16 protein-coding genes are annotated in these 13,517 nt (G+C 66.9%); 15 read left to right on the plus strand and 1 reads right to left on the minus strand.

What is annotated here, in order from left to right; translation table 11 throughout:
- The first annotated feature begins 10 nt into the window (after positions 1–10).
- From AC0Z6F_RS07020 to map, 15 genes are all read left to right on the plus strand, one after another.
- Positions 11–460, plus strand: a complete 450-nt coding sequence (locus tag AC0Z6F_RS07020; protein WP_004150103.1) for a winged helix-turn-helix transcriptional regulator — start codon at positions 11–13, stop codon at positions 458–460.
- Positions 461–533: 73 nt separating this feature from the next.
- The gene (locus AC0Z6F_RS07025) at positions 534–1,661 is read left to right on the plus strand and encodes a metallophosphoesterase (RefSeq protein WP_012510467.1); all 1,128 of its coding nucleotides are present in this window, start codon (positions 534–536) and stop codon (positions 1,659–1,661) included.
- Between the two features lie 132 nt (positions 1,662–1,793).
- The gene (locus tag AC0Z6F_RS07030; protein ID WP_004150098.1) at positions 1,794–2,477 is read left to right on the plus strand and encodes a response regulator; all 684 of its coding nucleotides are present in this window, start codon (positions 1,794–1,796) and stop codon (positions 2,475–2,477) included.
- Positions 2,474–3,853, plus strand: a complete 1,380-nt coding sequence (locus tag AC0Z6F_RS07035; RefSeq protein ID WP_004150095.1) for a sensor histidine kinase — start codon at positions 2,474–2,476, stop codon at positions 3,851–3,853. Before AC0Z6F_RS07030 ends, AC0Z6F_RS07035 begins: the two co-directional genes overlap by 4 nt.
- An 80-nt stretch (positions 3,854–3,933) precedes the next feature.
- Positions 3,934–4,770, plus strand: a complete 837-nt coding sequence (locus tag AC0Z6F_RS07040) for an alpha/beta hydrolase (RefSeq protein WP_153675151.1) — start codon at positions 3,934–3,936, stop codon at positions 4,768–4,770.
- Between the two features lies 1 nt (position 4,771).
- Entirely contained in the window at positions 4,772–5,131 is a 360-nt protein-coding gene (locus tag AC0Z6F_RS07045) for an EamA family transporter (protein ID WP_012510464.1), read from the plus strand.
- Positions 5,128–5,526: a DMT family transporter gene (locus AC0Z6F_RS07050; protein WP_049424527.1), complete on the plus strand. Its 399-nt coding sequence runs from the start codon at positions 5,128–5,130 to the stop codon at positions 5,524–5,526. The genes AC0Z6F_RS07045 and AC0Z6F_RS07050 overlap by 4 nt, the downstream gene beginning before the upstream one ends.
- 10 nt (positions 5,527–5,536) lie before the next feature.
- Entirely contained in the window at positions 5,537–6,739 is a 1,203-nt protein-coding gene (locus AC0Z6F_RS07055) for a DegT/DnrJ/EryC1/StrS family aminotransferase (RefSeq protein WP_153675147.1), read from the plus strand.
- A 174-nt stretch (positions 6,740–6,913) separates the two neighbouring features.
- Positions 6,914–7,630 (plus strand): MtnX-like HAD-IB family phosphatase, encoded by a 717-nt coding sequence (locus AC0Z6F_RS07060; protein ID WP_012510461.1) that lies wholly within the window; start codon positions 6,914–6,916, stop codon positions 7,628–7,630.
- A 62-nt stretch (positions 7,631–7,692) separates the two neighbouring features.
- Complete coding sequence (locus AC0Z6F_RS07065; RefSeq protein WP_012510460.1) at positions 7,693–9,093, plus strand: aspartate aminotransferase family protein; 1,401 nt, start codon at positions 7,693–7,695, stop codon at positions 9,091–9,093.
- 28 nt (positions 9,094–9,121) lie between these two features.
- Positions 9,122–10,186: a GNAT family N-acetyltransferase gene (locus AC0Z6F_RS07070; RefSeq protein ID WP_012510459.1), complete on the plus strand. Its 1,065-nt coding sequence runs from the start codon at positions 9,122–9,124 to the stop codon at positions 10,184–10,186.
- Positions 10,187–10,189: 3 nt separating this feature from the next.
- Positions 10,190–11,074, plus strand: coding sequence for an arginase family protein (locus AC0Z6F_RS07075; protein WP_012510458.1), 885 nt, complete (start codon positions 10,190–10,192; stop codon positions 11,072–11,074).
- 207 nt (positions 11,075–11,281) lie between these two features.
- On the plus strand, positions 11,282–11,641 hold the full coding sequence (locus AC0Z6F_RS07080; protein ID WP_012510457.1) for a bleomycin resistance protein: 360 nt from the start codon (positions 11,282–11,284) through the stop codon (positions 11,639–11,641).
- 68 nt (positions 11,642–11,709) lie between these two features.
- Positions 11,710–11,922: a ParD-like family protein gene (locus AC0Z6F_RS07085; RefSeq protein WP_012510456.1), complete on the plus strand. Its 213-nt coding sequence runs from the start codon at positions 11,710–11,712 to the stop codon at positions 11,920–11,922.
- 10 nt (positions 11,923–11,932) lie between these two features.
- Entirely contained in the window at positions 11,933–12,715 is a 783-nt protein-coding gene (gene map, locus AC0Z6F_RS07090; protein WP_174238319.1) for a type I methionyl aminopeptidase, read from the plus strand.
- Here map and AC0Z6F_RS07095 read toward each other — a convergent pair.
- A complete protein-coding gene (locus tag AC0Z6F_RS07095; protein ID WP_012510454.1) occupies positions 12,712–13,380 on the minus strand; it encodes a hypothetical protein in 669 nt (222 codons plus the stop codon). The genes map and AC0Z6F_RS07095 overlap by 4 nt on opposite strands.
- Positions 13,381–13,517 lie beyond the last annotated feature (137 nt).

Below are 13,517 nucleotides of genomic sequence, written 5' to 3' on the forward strand. Positions count from 1 at the left end.
GAGGTCCACCATGCACGCCGACAGTCCCTGCCCCGTCGCCCGCAGCGCCGATCTGCTCGGTGACCGCTGGGCGCTGCTGGTCATCCGTGATGCCTTCGATGGCGTCACCCGCTTTGGCGATTTCCAGCGCAGTCTCGGTGCGGCCCGCAACATCCTCAGCGACCGCCTGCGCCGGCTGGTCGAAGCAGGCATCCTGCGGCTGAAGCCCGCTTCCGATGGCTCGGCCTACCAGGAGTACGTACTCACCGCCGCTGGCCTGGAACTGTTCCCGCTGCTGGTCGCGCTGCGCCAGTGGGGTGAACGCCATCGCTTCGAGGCCGGTGAACCGCACTCCCAGCTGATCGAGTCGAGCACACGGCGACCGCTGCCCTACATGCAGCCACGCGGTCGCGATGGCGAACCGCTGGCAGCCTCTGCCACCCGTGTGCGCAAGCTCAAGGATGAGAGCGGCAGCAGCTGACCCGCCCGTTCGCGCACACCGTCGCCCGGCTACGCCGGTTAGGATCAGGCCTTTCCGCTGCCGGATGCTGCCGATGTCGCGCTATCGCCCTTCCCTGTTGACCGCCCTGCTGCTGCCGGTGCTGGCCTGCGCCGCAGAAACCACGCACGCACGCGAGGTCGCGGCCCCCGCCGCCCATGTGGACGCCGATGGCCCCTATGTGTTCCGCCAGGGCGAGCAACTGCAGGCCAAGTGGATCTGCGACGACAAGGTCGAGTCGCGCACGCTTCCTGCCACCGCGACCGGCACCGATATCGCAACGCGCTGCGGCTACGGGCACACCGTGCATGTGGCAGCACCGAACGCGCCTTCGATCTCCGTACTGCCGGCCGTGCCGCGCATCGTTGCGCTGTCCGACATCCATGGCCAGTACGGGCTGCTGGTGCGCCTGCTGCGCGCCAACCAGGTCATCGATGCGCAGGACCGTTGGGCGCTGGGCAAGGACACGCTGGTCATCGCCGGTGATGTGTTCGACCGTGGCCCGCAGGTGACCGAAGCGTTCTGGCTGTTGTACAGCCTGCAGCAGCAGGCGGCCGCCGCCGGTGGTGCGGTGCACTTCGTGCTTGGCAATCACGAGACCATGGTGCTGTACGACGACCTCCGCTACGTCAATCCGAAGTACCTGCGCAGCGCGCAGCTGCTCGGCCGCAGCTACCCGCAGTTGTACGGTGCCGATTCGGTGATCGGGCAGTGGCTTCGCACCCGCCCGGTACTGCTGAAGATCGGCGACACGCTGTTCCTGCATGGCGGCATCTCGCCCGAGGCGGTGGAGCTGGCGCTGGAGCCGGCGCGCACCAATGCGGCCTACCAGGCGTCGCTGGGCCTGCCCAAGGCCGAAGTGAAGGCCGACCCGGCCACCGCGCCGCTGTATGACGGCAAGACCAGCCCGATCTGGTACCGCGGCTACTTCGATGGCCGCCTCGATACGCAGGGCGTACAGGCGGTGCTGGATCGCCTGCAGCTCAAGCGCATCGTGGTCGGCCACACCTCCATGCCGCACGTCAGCAGTTTCCATGGCGACCGCGTGATCGCCATCGACAGCAGCATCAAGAACGGTGAAAACGGCGAACTGCTGTTCATCGAGAACGGCACGCTCAGCCGGGGCCTGCTGGATGGCTCGCGGGTGCCGCTGGCGCAGGGCGAGCCCGGCCTGCAGGACTGAATGGAAGGACAGCGCGGCGGCGCCTGCAAGCGCCAGCGCGCTCCCCCTTCACCCGGTTTGCGGCTACCCTCGGCAGCCGAGAGGCCCACCGCGATCATCCGGCCGGCCTGACTGCTACTGGAGCCCACGCGCATGCGCGTTCTGATTGCTGAAGACGACCCGGACATCGCCTCCGGCCTGTGCGCCTCGCTGCGCCGGCAGGGCCATGTGGTCGACCACGTCGACAACGGCGCGCACGCCGATGCCGCACTGGGCTCGACCCAGTACGCCCTGCTGGTGCTGGACCTGGGCCTGCCGCAGCTGGACGGCCGTGACGTGCTGCAGCGCCTGCGCCAGCGCGGTGATGGCCTGGCAGTGCTGGTGGTGACCGCCCGTGACGGCCTGGCCGAACGCGTGCGGGTGCTCGACCTCGGCGCCGATGACTACCTGGTCAAGCCGTTCGCACTGGACGAATTCGAAGCGCGCGTACGCGCACAGCTGCGCCGGGTCACCAGCAACGGCAACCCGGATCTGCGCATCGGTCGCCTGCGCCTGGACCTGGCCGGGCACCGGGTGTGGATCGACGAGCAGTCGCTGGAGCTGACCGCACGCGAATTCGGCCTGCTTTCCGCACTGGCGGTGCGTGCCGAACGCATCGTCTCGCGCGCACAGCTGGTCGAAGCACTGTGCGACTGGGGCCAGGACCTGACCGACAACGGCCTGGACATCGCCCTGCATCGCCTGCGCCGCAAGCTGCAACCCGGCGGCATCGGCATCCGCACCGTACGCGGGCTGGGCTACATGCTGGAAGACGCCCAGGACGACAGCACGCCGTGATCAGTGGCCCGCCCAGCCTGCGCCGGCGCCTGCTCGCCTTCCTGGCGCTGCCGATGCTGGGCCTGTTGATCTTCAACACAGTCCTTGCCTATTACGTTGCGCTGGACTACTCCAATCGCATCCACGACCGCAATCTGATCGACGACACGCATTCGTTCGCCCAGATGCTGAGCACCATGCCGGTGACCAGCGACCTGTCTCCGCAGGCGCGCTTCCTGATCGAGTACGACCCGGACGGCCATCGCTATTTCAACGTCGACAGCAGCCGCAAGGGCACCCTCAGCGGCAACGCCGACTTCAGCCCGTATGCACCTTCGCAGGACTGCACCGGCGTGCATCCGGCGCTGTACGACGGCACCCTCAACGGCCAGCAGGTGCGCATGGCCACCGTCTGCACGCAGGCGATGAACGACCCGCAGGACCAACTGGCGGTGACCGTGGCCGAGAGCATGGCCGACCGCCGACAGCGTGCGCGCGAGATCCTGATGATCATCATCCCGCTGATGACCATGCTGGCGCTGGGCACGGCTGCGCTGGTCTGGTTCGGCGTGACCTATGGCCTGCGCATCCTGACCCCGCTGACCACCCGCCTGGCGCAGCGCCGTGGCGAGCTGGCGCCGATCTCCGATGCCGACGTGCCGGAAGAGATCCAACCGCTGATCAGCACCATCGATGGCCTGTTCGCCCGCCAGGCGGAGATGATCACGCTGCAGAACCGCTTCATTGCCGATGCCGCGCACCAGTTGCGCTCGCCTTTGGCCGGCATGGCCCTGCATGTGGACCAGGCGCTGGCACATGGCGACCCGGACACCGTGCGCGAGGCGCTGCAGCACATCCGCCGGCTCAACCAGCGCACCGCGCGGGTCAGCACCCAGCTGCTGGCGCTGAGCCGCGCGCAGACCGTGCCGGAAACCGTCGAAGCGCTGGATCTTGGCACCCTGCTGCCGCAATGGGTGGGCACCCGCGTGCCCGAAGCGATCCGCGATGGCATCGACCTCGGCTACCGCGGCAGCAGCCAGCCGCTGCGTGTGCTCGGCAACGGCGCCCTGCTGCAGGAGGCGCTGGACAACCTGATCGACAATGCCCTGCGCTATGCAGGCCGCGGCGCCACCGTCACGGTCGGCGTGCAGGCGCTGGACGACAATGATGTGGAGCTGTACGTGGAGGACAACGGCCCGGGCGTGCCCGAGGACGTGATGCCACGGCTGGGCGAGCGTTTCTTCCGCGCCCCGGGTACCACGTCCAGTGGCACCGGCCTGGGCCTGGCCATCGCCCACGAGGCCGTGGAGCACTTCGGTGGACGCCTGGGCTTCCTCAACCGTGCCGGCGGCGGACTGAAGGTCACCATCACGCTGCCGCTGCTGAAGGCCCCCTGACCCGGTCCGGGGCGCTGAAAGGCTGGTGAAAATCGCGCTTGCGATCCTGACCATCCCCACTGCCGCCCCGGAGCCGCCAGGTGACCGAAACGCACGACTTCTTCCTCCCCGGTGGCCCGCAGGGCGTGCTGCTGGTTCACGGCCTGACCGGCACGCCAGCGGAAATGCGCATGCTGGGCAAGGGCCTGAACAATGCCGGTTTCACCGTGCACGGTGTGCAGCTGCCCGGCCATTGCGGCAGCGTCGACGACCTGCTGGCGACCACCTGGGAACAGTGGTACCAGGGCGTGGAAGATGCGGCAGCGGCCTTGCGCGGCAAGGTTGACCAGCTGTTCGTCGGCGGCCTGTCGATGGGCGCGGTACTGTCGCTGGCATTGGCTGCGCGCCGCCCGGAATGGGTTTCCGGCGTGGGCGTATACGGCGCCACGTTCCGCTACGACGGTTGGAACATTCCGGCCGTGGCCCGCTTCTCGTTCCTGCTGCCGTGGTTCAAGCGCTTCAACATCGGCCGCGATCGCATGTTCATGGAAGAACCGCCGTACGGCCTGCGTGACGAGCGCCTGCGCGCGCAGGTCAGCGCCGCCATGCTGTCCGGCGACAGCGCCGCCGCCGGCCTGCCGGGCAACCCCTGGCATGCCCTGGCCGAAATGCGCGCCCTGAGCAACTGGACCCGCCGCCACCTGCACCAGGTCACCGCCCCCTGTCTGGTGATGCACGCCCGCGAAGACGACGTGGCCAGCATGGGCAACGCCGAGCTGGTGATGTCGCGGATCAGCGGCCCGAAGGAACTGGTGGTGCTGGAAGACAGCTACCACATGATCACCATCGATCGCGAACGGCGCGACGTGATCCGTCGCAGCGCGCGCTTCTTCAGCGAAATTGGTGAACGCAGCGGCATCCTCAAGGCGGTGGCCTGAAATGGGATCACTCGCCACGCTGTTGTGGCTGGTCAACGTGGTGCTCGATACCGGTGGCCAGCTTGCGTTCAAGGCCGCCGCCAGCGACCCGAATGAAGCAGAGGGCCTGCAGCGCTGGAAGCACATGCTGAGCCGGCCCTGGTTGTGGTTGGGAATCGCCTGCTATGTGCTCGAATTCGTCGCCTGGATCGCGTTCCTGTCACTGGTGCCGCTGTCCAAGGGCGTGCTGCTCGGCTCGATCAACATCGTCGCGCTGATGATCGCCGGCCGCATCCTGTTCCGCGAGAAACTGACACCGCTGCGGGTGACCGGCATGCTGCTGGTCACCGCCGGCGTGGCGGTGGTGGGGGCCGGCTCGTGAGGCGCCTGTACGTGATCGGTTTCCCGCTGCTGATGGCCTTCGATACGCTGGCCCAGCTGTGCTTCAAGTACGCCGGTGACGCCGCGCTGCCGGTCGAAGCCAATACCGCCTGGCTGCTACGCGTGCTGTCGCAGCCCTGGGTGTACGGCGCGATCCTCGGCTACGTGGGCGCGTTCTTCACCTGGATGAGCCTGCTGCGCCACGCGCCGATCGGACCTGCCTTCGCGGCCTCGCACCTGGAGGTGATCAGCGTGCTGCTGCTGTCGGCGTGGCTGTTGAATGAACCACTGACGCTGCATCATCTGCTCGGTGCGGTACTGATCGTGGCCGGCATCGTCTGCCTTGGCCGTGCCGAGGCGGATGACCCGCACAGCCCTGCCGAAACCACGACGTGAGCACGCTGCAATGAGCCTGTTCGCGCGCGAACTGCCGCCGACTGCTGGCCTGCCAATGCAGGCCAGCGACTTCCTTCCCGGCGGTGGCGACCTGCGCGAGATCCTGGCCAGCCAACTGGGTACCCCGCCGCTGCAGCTGACCTGTTCCGGTACGCACGCGCTGCTGATCGCCCTGCGCACGCTGCGCAGGCGCGCGCCAAAGCGCGACACCGTGATCATGCCGGCCTATACCTGTCCGCTGGTGCCGATCGCGGTGCACAGCCTGGGCCTGCGCGTGCAGTTGTGCGATACCCGGCGCGGTCATTTCGACTTCGATCCGGGCCAGCTCAAGCGGCTGGCCGATGCCCGCACGCTTGCGATCCTGCCTACCCACCTGGGCGGGCGCATTGCCGATGTGGATCTGGCCAATGAAGTGGCGCGCGCCGCGGGCGCCTGGGTGATCGAAGATGCCGCACAGGCGCTGGGTGCACGGGTCGGCAACAGCAGTGTCGGCCTGCGCGGTGATATCGGCTTCTTCAGCCTGGCCGCCGGCAAGGGCCTGAGCCTGCATGAAGGCGGCCTGCTGGTCAGTCGTGACGATGCGTTGCGCGCGGCACTGGCCGAGCATGCCGCCGAGCAGACGCGTTTCAATCTTCGCTGGGAGCTGCTGCGCAGCGTGCAGCTGCTCGGCCTGGCCGCCTGCTACCGCCCGTCGTTGCTGTCACTGGTGTATGGCAATCCGCTACGCCGTGCGCTGCAGCGTGGCGATCTCGAAGAAGCGGTGGGTGACATCTTCGCGCTGGATATCCCGCAGCACCGGGTCAGCCGGTGGCGGCAGAACATCGGATCCAACGCTGCGCGGCGCCTGCCTGCCTTCCTGCAGGCCGGACGCCTGCGCGCCCTGCAACTGCGGGTGCAGTTGGCGCAACTGCCGGCGGTGGAAGTGGTCGATGGACTGGCCGGTACCGGCGGCACCTGGCCGATGCTGATGCTGCTGCTACCCAGCCAGCAGGCCCGCGATGGCGTACTGAAAGACCTGTGGCCGCGCGGGCTTGGGGTCAGCCGCATGTTCATCCATGCCCTGCCCGACTACACCTACCTGCGCGACATCGTGCCGCAGGACGACATGCCCAACGCGCGCGACTTCGCCGCACGCATGCTGACGCTCGGCAACAGCGCCTGGCAGACCCGTGAAGACACCGCCGAAATCCTGCAGGCACTCGCGCGGGCCTGACCTTCAGGCGCACGCATGGCCTGCGCCACACGCATTCATCCCTGCACCTTCCTGAACGCTTTCCCCGGCCGGAAATGCGAGCTTTCAACAGGAAAGGAACGAGAAAGGCTGCCTGCCTACATTGAGCCTGCCCCGGCATCGCGCCGGACGTTTCTTTCATCGACGGACCTGCCCATGCGCTGGAGCATCCTGTGTGACTTCGATGGCACCATCAGCCTCGAAGATGTCATCGACTCGCTGCTGGAGAAATACGGCCAGCCGGGCTGGCAGGAACTGGAAGACCAGTGGAAAGCGGGAAAGATCGGCTCGCGCGAATGCATGCAGGGCCAGGTCAGGCTGCTGAATCTGGACCCGGCCACACTCGACGCCCACCTGGACCAGGTGCAGATCGATCCGGGCTTTGCCGCCTTTGTCAGCCGTGCCGAACAGCTGGGCGTGCCGCTGCGCATCGTCAGCGACGGCCTGGACTATGCGATCCACCGCATCCTCGCCAACCACGGCCTGTCGCGACTGCCGGTGGTGGCCAACCACCTGCGCTGGTGCGATGACCACTGGGAACTGGAATCGCCCTACCAGGCCGAAGGCTGCCGCAGCGGCACCTGCAAGTGCACCTGCGCTGCGCAGGCGCGCGCCAACGAAGCACCGCGTGTGCTGATGATCGGCGATGGCAGTTCGGATTTCTGCGTCTCCGAAGATGCCGACTTCGTGTTCGCCAAGCGTCGCCTGATCACCCATTGCACCCATGCCGGCATCGAGCATGCCGCCATCGATACCTTCCACGATGCAATCGCACTGCTGCCGCGCCTGCTCGATGGCAGCCTGCTGCAGCCACGTCGTATCGACGCCAGCCCGCAGCCCGCCGTACTGCCCCTGCTGCTGGCCACCGCCTGAGCACTCCCTTCCAAGCACGCCCCCGCTACCTCTTTCGAACGTCCTTCACGGAACCGAACTGCATGAACATTTTTGACAAGAACGCCGACGCCGCCGCCTCCGACGCGCAGCTGCTGGCCGACGAAGCCCGTTACAGCTCCTTCGGCGATACCGTCCACTACGTCGACCCGCCGAAGATCTTCCAGCGCGGCGAAGGCAGCTACATGTTCGACGGTGCGGGCGTGCCCTACCTCGACCTGCAGATGTGGTACTCGGCCTGCAACTTCGGCTACAGCAACAAGCGTCTGAACGATGCGCTGAAGGACCAGATCGACACCCTGCCGCAGGTCGCCAGCCAGTACCTGCACCCGACCCGCGTGCAGCTGGCCAAGACCATTGCCGTGGACATGCACGAGAAGTTCGGCCTCGACGGCCGCGTGCATTTCAACGTCGGCGGCGCGCAGGCCATCGAAGACTCGCTGAAGATCGTGCGCAACGCACGCGGCGGCAAGAGCCTGATGTTCGCCTTCGAAGGTGGTTACCACGGCCGTACCCTGGGTGCGTCGTCGATCACCTCCAGCTACCGCTACCGCCGCCGCTACGGCCACTTCGGCGAGCGCGCGATGTTCATCCCGTTCCCGTACCCGTTCCGTCGCCCGAAGGGCATGACCCCGGAAGAGTATTCCGACCACTGCGTGTGGCAGTTCGAGCGCCTGTTCGAAAGCGAATACAACGGCGTGTGGGATCCCAAGGTCGGCCAGGCCGAGTACGCCGCGTTCTATGTCGAGCCGATCCAGGGCACCGGCGGCTACGTCATCCCGCCGCGCAACTTCTTCACCGGCCTCAAGCGCGTGCTGGACAAGTACGGCATCCTGATGGTGGTCGATGAAATCCAGATGGGCTTCTGGCGCACCGGCAAGCTGTGGTCGATCGAGCACTTCGGCGTGACCCCGGACGTGCTGGTGTTCGGCAAGGCGCTGACCAACGGCCTGAACCCGCTGTCGGGCCTGTGGGCGCGCGAAGAGCTGATCAACCCGACCGTGTTCCCGCCGGGCTCCACCCACTCCACCTTCAACTCCAACCCGCTGGGCACCCGCCTGGGCCTGGAAGTGCTGAAGCTGGGCAAGGAAATGGATTACGAGCGCACCGTGCCGGAAAAGGGCGCGTACTTCCTCGATGGCCTGCGTGGCCTGCAGAAGCGCCACCCGGAAATCGGCGACGTCGACGGCCTGGGCCTGGCCCTGCGCGCGGAAATCTGCCAGACCGACGGCTACACGCCGAACAAGGAACTGCTGGACCGCATGGTCGACATCGGCCTGGCCGGTGACCTGCTGCACGACGGCAAGCGCATGGGCCTCGTGCTCGACGTGGGTGGCTGGTACAAGAACGTGATCACCTTCGCGCCGTCGCTGGACATCAGCTACGAAGAGATCGACCTGGCGATCACCCTGCTTGACCAGGCGCTGACCAAGGCCAAGGGCTGAGGTCGATGCGCTGCCGGTTCCCGTGCCGATGGAGATGACATCACGCGCATCCAGCACCGCGCTGGAACCGGCCGCGCTGCTGGAGGGCTTCCTGGCCCACCCGCCGCTCGGGTTCGAGGCAGGCCGCCTTCCCAGCGGCCTGCCGACCTTCCGTGCGCCGCTGGACCTGACCACCACGATGGATGACGGACTGCGCGGCAAGCTGCTCGGCCTGCCGCTGTCGCGCCTGTGGCGGCCGTGGATCACCTGGAAGACCCGCTTCGTCGGTGCCACCAGCACCGAGTACACCCCGCTGCCCGCGCACGTCGCACCAGAAGCATTGGCCGAGGACGTGACGCGTCACGCGATCGGCGATACCCGGCTGCTGGTGGTCAAGGACCTGGCGATCGATTCACCGCTGCTGGATGATGCCGCCAACGCACATAGCGGCGCCTTCCTGCAGGCATTGCTGGCACGCGGCTTCGTCGAGCTGGAAGGCATGCCGTTGGCCTGGGTGGCGATCGATTTCGATTCGATCGATGGCTATCTCGGCCGCCTGTCGTCTTCGCGCCGCAAGAACATCCGGCGCAAGCTGCGCTCGCGCGACGACCTGCAGATCGACTGCATCGCCACCGGCGATCCGGCGCTGGCCGACCCGCAGCTGCAGGCCGAACTGTATGCCTTGTACCTCGGCGTGTACGCGCAGAGCGCAGTGCATTTCGACCAGCTCGACCTGTCCTACTTCCAGCATCTTCTGGCCGACAGCCTGGGCCAGGGACGGCTGTTCCTGTATCGCCACCAGGGCCAGCTGATCGGCTGGAACCTGTGTTACGTGCATGCGGGCAAGCTGGTGGACAAGTACATCGGCCTGGCCTATCCGCAATCGCGCGAGCACAACCTGTACGCGGTGAGCTGGATGCACAACCTCGAGTACGCGCTGCAGCACGGCCTGAGCCACTATGTGGCCGGCTGGACCGATTCGCGGATCAAGGCCGAACTGGGTGCCAGCTTCACCTCCACCCGGCATGCGATCCACGCCCGTTCCCCGCTGCTGCGTGCAGCCCTGCGCAGGCTGGCCCCTTACCTGCAGGGCGAACCGGACGGAGGCGGCTGAGCGATGCCATTGCGTTCCCCGCTGATCCTGGACCTGGACAGTGGCGTGCTGCCGCTGCCCCAGGCGCAGACCCTGGCCCTGCCGCAGTGGCACGATCCACTGCGCTTCGCCTGCAGCAATGCCACCCTGGAGCGTTTCGCCGCTGAAGTGCTGGCACCGCTGCCCGCGCAGCTCGGCACGGTAATGCTCGGCAGTGGCGACTTCCATCACCTCAGCCTGCCGCTGCTGCAGCGCATGCGCACGCAGGCGCCGTTCCAGCTGGTGGTGCTGGACAACCATCCGGACAACATGCGCTTCCCGTTCGGCATGCACTGCGGGTCGTGGGTGAACGCCGCCAGCAAGCTGCCGCAGATCTCGCACATCCACGTGCTCGGCATCACCTCCAGCGACATCGGCCTCGGCCATGCCTGGGAGAACCACTGGCGCCCGCTGATGAGCGGCCGGCTGACGTACTGGTGCATGGACGTGGACGTGGGCTGGGGGCATCGTCTCGGCATGGGCCACGCCTTCCGCCGTTTCGAGCATCCCGAAGCGCTGGTGGCTGCGTTCGCTGCCGAGCAGGCCAAGTCGCCGCAGCCGACCTACCTGTCGATCGACAAGGATGTGTTTACCGAGGACGTGGCCCGCAGCAACTGGGATCAGGGCCGCTTCCAGCTGGAACACGCGCTGGTGGTGATCGAAGCGCTGCGCGCCGGCGGCCTGGCCGGCAGTGACATCACCGGCGAAGTGTCGCTGGCCAACTACCAGAGCCGCTTCAAACGCTGGCTGTCGTCGCTGGATGGCCAGCCTGACGTCAGCGCCGAGGATCTGCCGGTGTGGCAGACGCGGCACCAGCAGGTGAACCAGGAGCTGCTGGCAGCCATCGCCGCAGTGCCGACGGCCTGCTGACCGCTTCCGGTCGTGCCGGCTGCTGGCCAGCGTGGCTTCGGTAGTGCCGGCCGCTGGCCGGCAATGCCAACCAAGGTTGGCAACTACCAGACCCAGGCAGAGTCGGTAGTGCCAGCCGCTGGCCGGCAACATCATTGTTCCCGGGCTCACGAGGATGCCGGCCAGCGGCCGGCACTACACTGGACGCCTGCCCCAGGAGCCCTCGCCATGTCCCAGACCGTCATCCCGCAGCTGCGCATGCGCCACGCCGACACCACCCTGCCGTTCTACGTGCAGGGACTGGGCTTCGTGGTTGACTGGGAACACCGCTTCGAACCCGGCTTCCCGCTGTTCGCCCAGCTCACCCGCGATGGCCAGACGATCTTCCTCACCGAACACAGCGGCGACTGCGAGGTCGGCGGCGCGGTGTACTTCATCGTCGAGGACGTCGACGCCCTGCACCGCGCCTTCAGTGCCGCAGGCGTGCCGATCGAACAGCCGCCACATGACACCGAGTGGGGCAGCCGCGAGATGCTGCTGCGCGACCCCGACGGCAACCGCCTGCGCTTCGCAACCGACGCGAGCTGAACCGGGCGGCCTTGAGCTGGATATACGAAACATATACGCTTCGTATATCCACTCCTTCAGGACCGCCCATGGGCATCGTCAACATCGATGACACCCTGCACGACCAGCTGCGCCGTGCCTGTACCGTCTCCAGCCGCTCCATCAATGCCCAGGCCAATTTCTGGATCCGGGTCGGCATGCTGTGCGAGCTGAACCCGACGCTGAGCTTCCAGGACATCGTCGCCAGCGAGCTGCGGGCGGCGGGCGTGCAGCCGCCGCTGCTGCCGCCGGGCCAGGCCTGAGCCAATGGCGATCATCAAGCGTCCCGACGAGATCGCGCTGATGGCCGAATCCGGCCGCCTGCTGGCGCAGGTGTTCGCCGCACTCGACCGGCTGCCGCTGCAGGGCCGTAGCACCATGGAGATCAACGATTTCGTCGAACGCATGATCGTCGATGAACTGCAGGCGCGGCCGGCCAGCAAGGGCCAGTACGGCTTCCCGTACGTGCTCAATACCTCGATCGACAACGTGATCTGCCACGGCGTACCCAGCACCACCGACGTGCTGCGCAACGGCCAGATCGTCAACCTCGACATCACCCTGGAGAAGAACGGCTACATCGCCGACTCCAGCACCACCTACCTGGTCGGTGAGGTCGACTACGCCGCGCGCAGGCTGGTGCAGACCGCCTACCAGGCGATGTGGAAAGGCATCGCTGCGGTCCGCCCCGACGCACGCCTGGGCGACATCGGCCACGCCATCGCCCGCCACGCGCGCAGCCACGGCTACAGCGTGGTGAAGGAATACTGCGGCCACGGCATCGGCCAGGAGATGCACGAGGAACCGCAGATCCTGCACTACGGCCATCCCAACACCGGCATGGTGCTGGAGGAAGGCATGGTGTTCACCATCGAGCCGATGCTCAACCAGGGCAAGCCGGCCATCCGCCAGCAGCCGGACGAATGGCCGGTGTACACCCGCGACGGCAAGCTGTCGGCGCAGTTCGAGCATACGGTGGCGGTCACCCGCACCGGCGTGCGGGTACTGACCCTGCGCCCCGGCGAGACGCCGTTATGCGCGGTGGATGGCGCCTAGAGTGGCCGTTGCTGCATCCCGGTACCCTCGTGCAGGGCGCGCTTCCGAGCCGTCAGCGGTTCGCGTACCCGCTGTGCCACATAGCCGACGCTGGCTGCGAGAATGAAGGTGTAACCAAGGAGTTCGGTGGTCTCCTCGATGGTGTTCTTGAACACGCGGATGTACTGGTCACCCAGCAGTCCGGTCCACAACGACGTCATGCCGATCAGACGCGAATAGAACAGCAGCAGAACCAGGCCGATCGTCATCACGGTACCCGGCCGGGATACGAGAAAACGCACCAGCGCCTGCATGGCCCGGCGCCAGTCGCGGCTAGCCCAGGCCAGTGAGCCGATGATCAGCACGGCCACCGGGTACTTCCAGAAGCCGTGTGCGATCAGGTCCAGCGCCTCATCCATTTCACGCAGGAGCATGCAGGCGAACAGCGCGGCCGCCAGAACGGCAAAAGCCCGATCATCGGCACGCCGCAATGCAAGCCGGACGAACGCAGCCACGCTGGCGACCAGGAAGCCTTCCTGGGTCAGTTCGACCAGCGACCACTCGCCGACTGCATTGCCCAGCCAATGGATGTCGAGCCAGGCCAACGCAGGCGGAAGCGCCATCATCAGGCCGAACAGGAAGGTGCGCCCCAGGTGGGACAGGAGCAGCTGTAGATTGTCTTTCATGCAGCACCGATGCCGCGCCGTGGCGGTCGTACAACGAGAACACAGGCGACCGGGGGGCTGCCGAACGACGGCATGCGCGGCGGGGTCGCGACCAGGCGCGCATTATCCGCGCTGTATCCGGCCACGTGAACCGTACC

The organism is Stenotrophomonas sp. 1L-E-5-B-C3 (assembly GCF_057292075.1).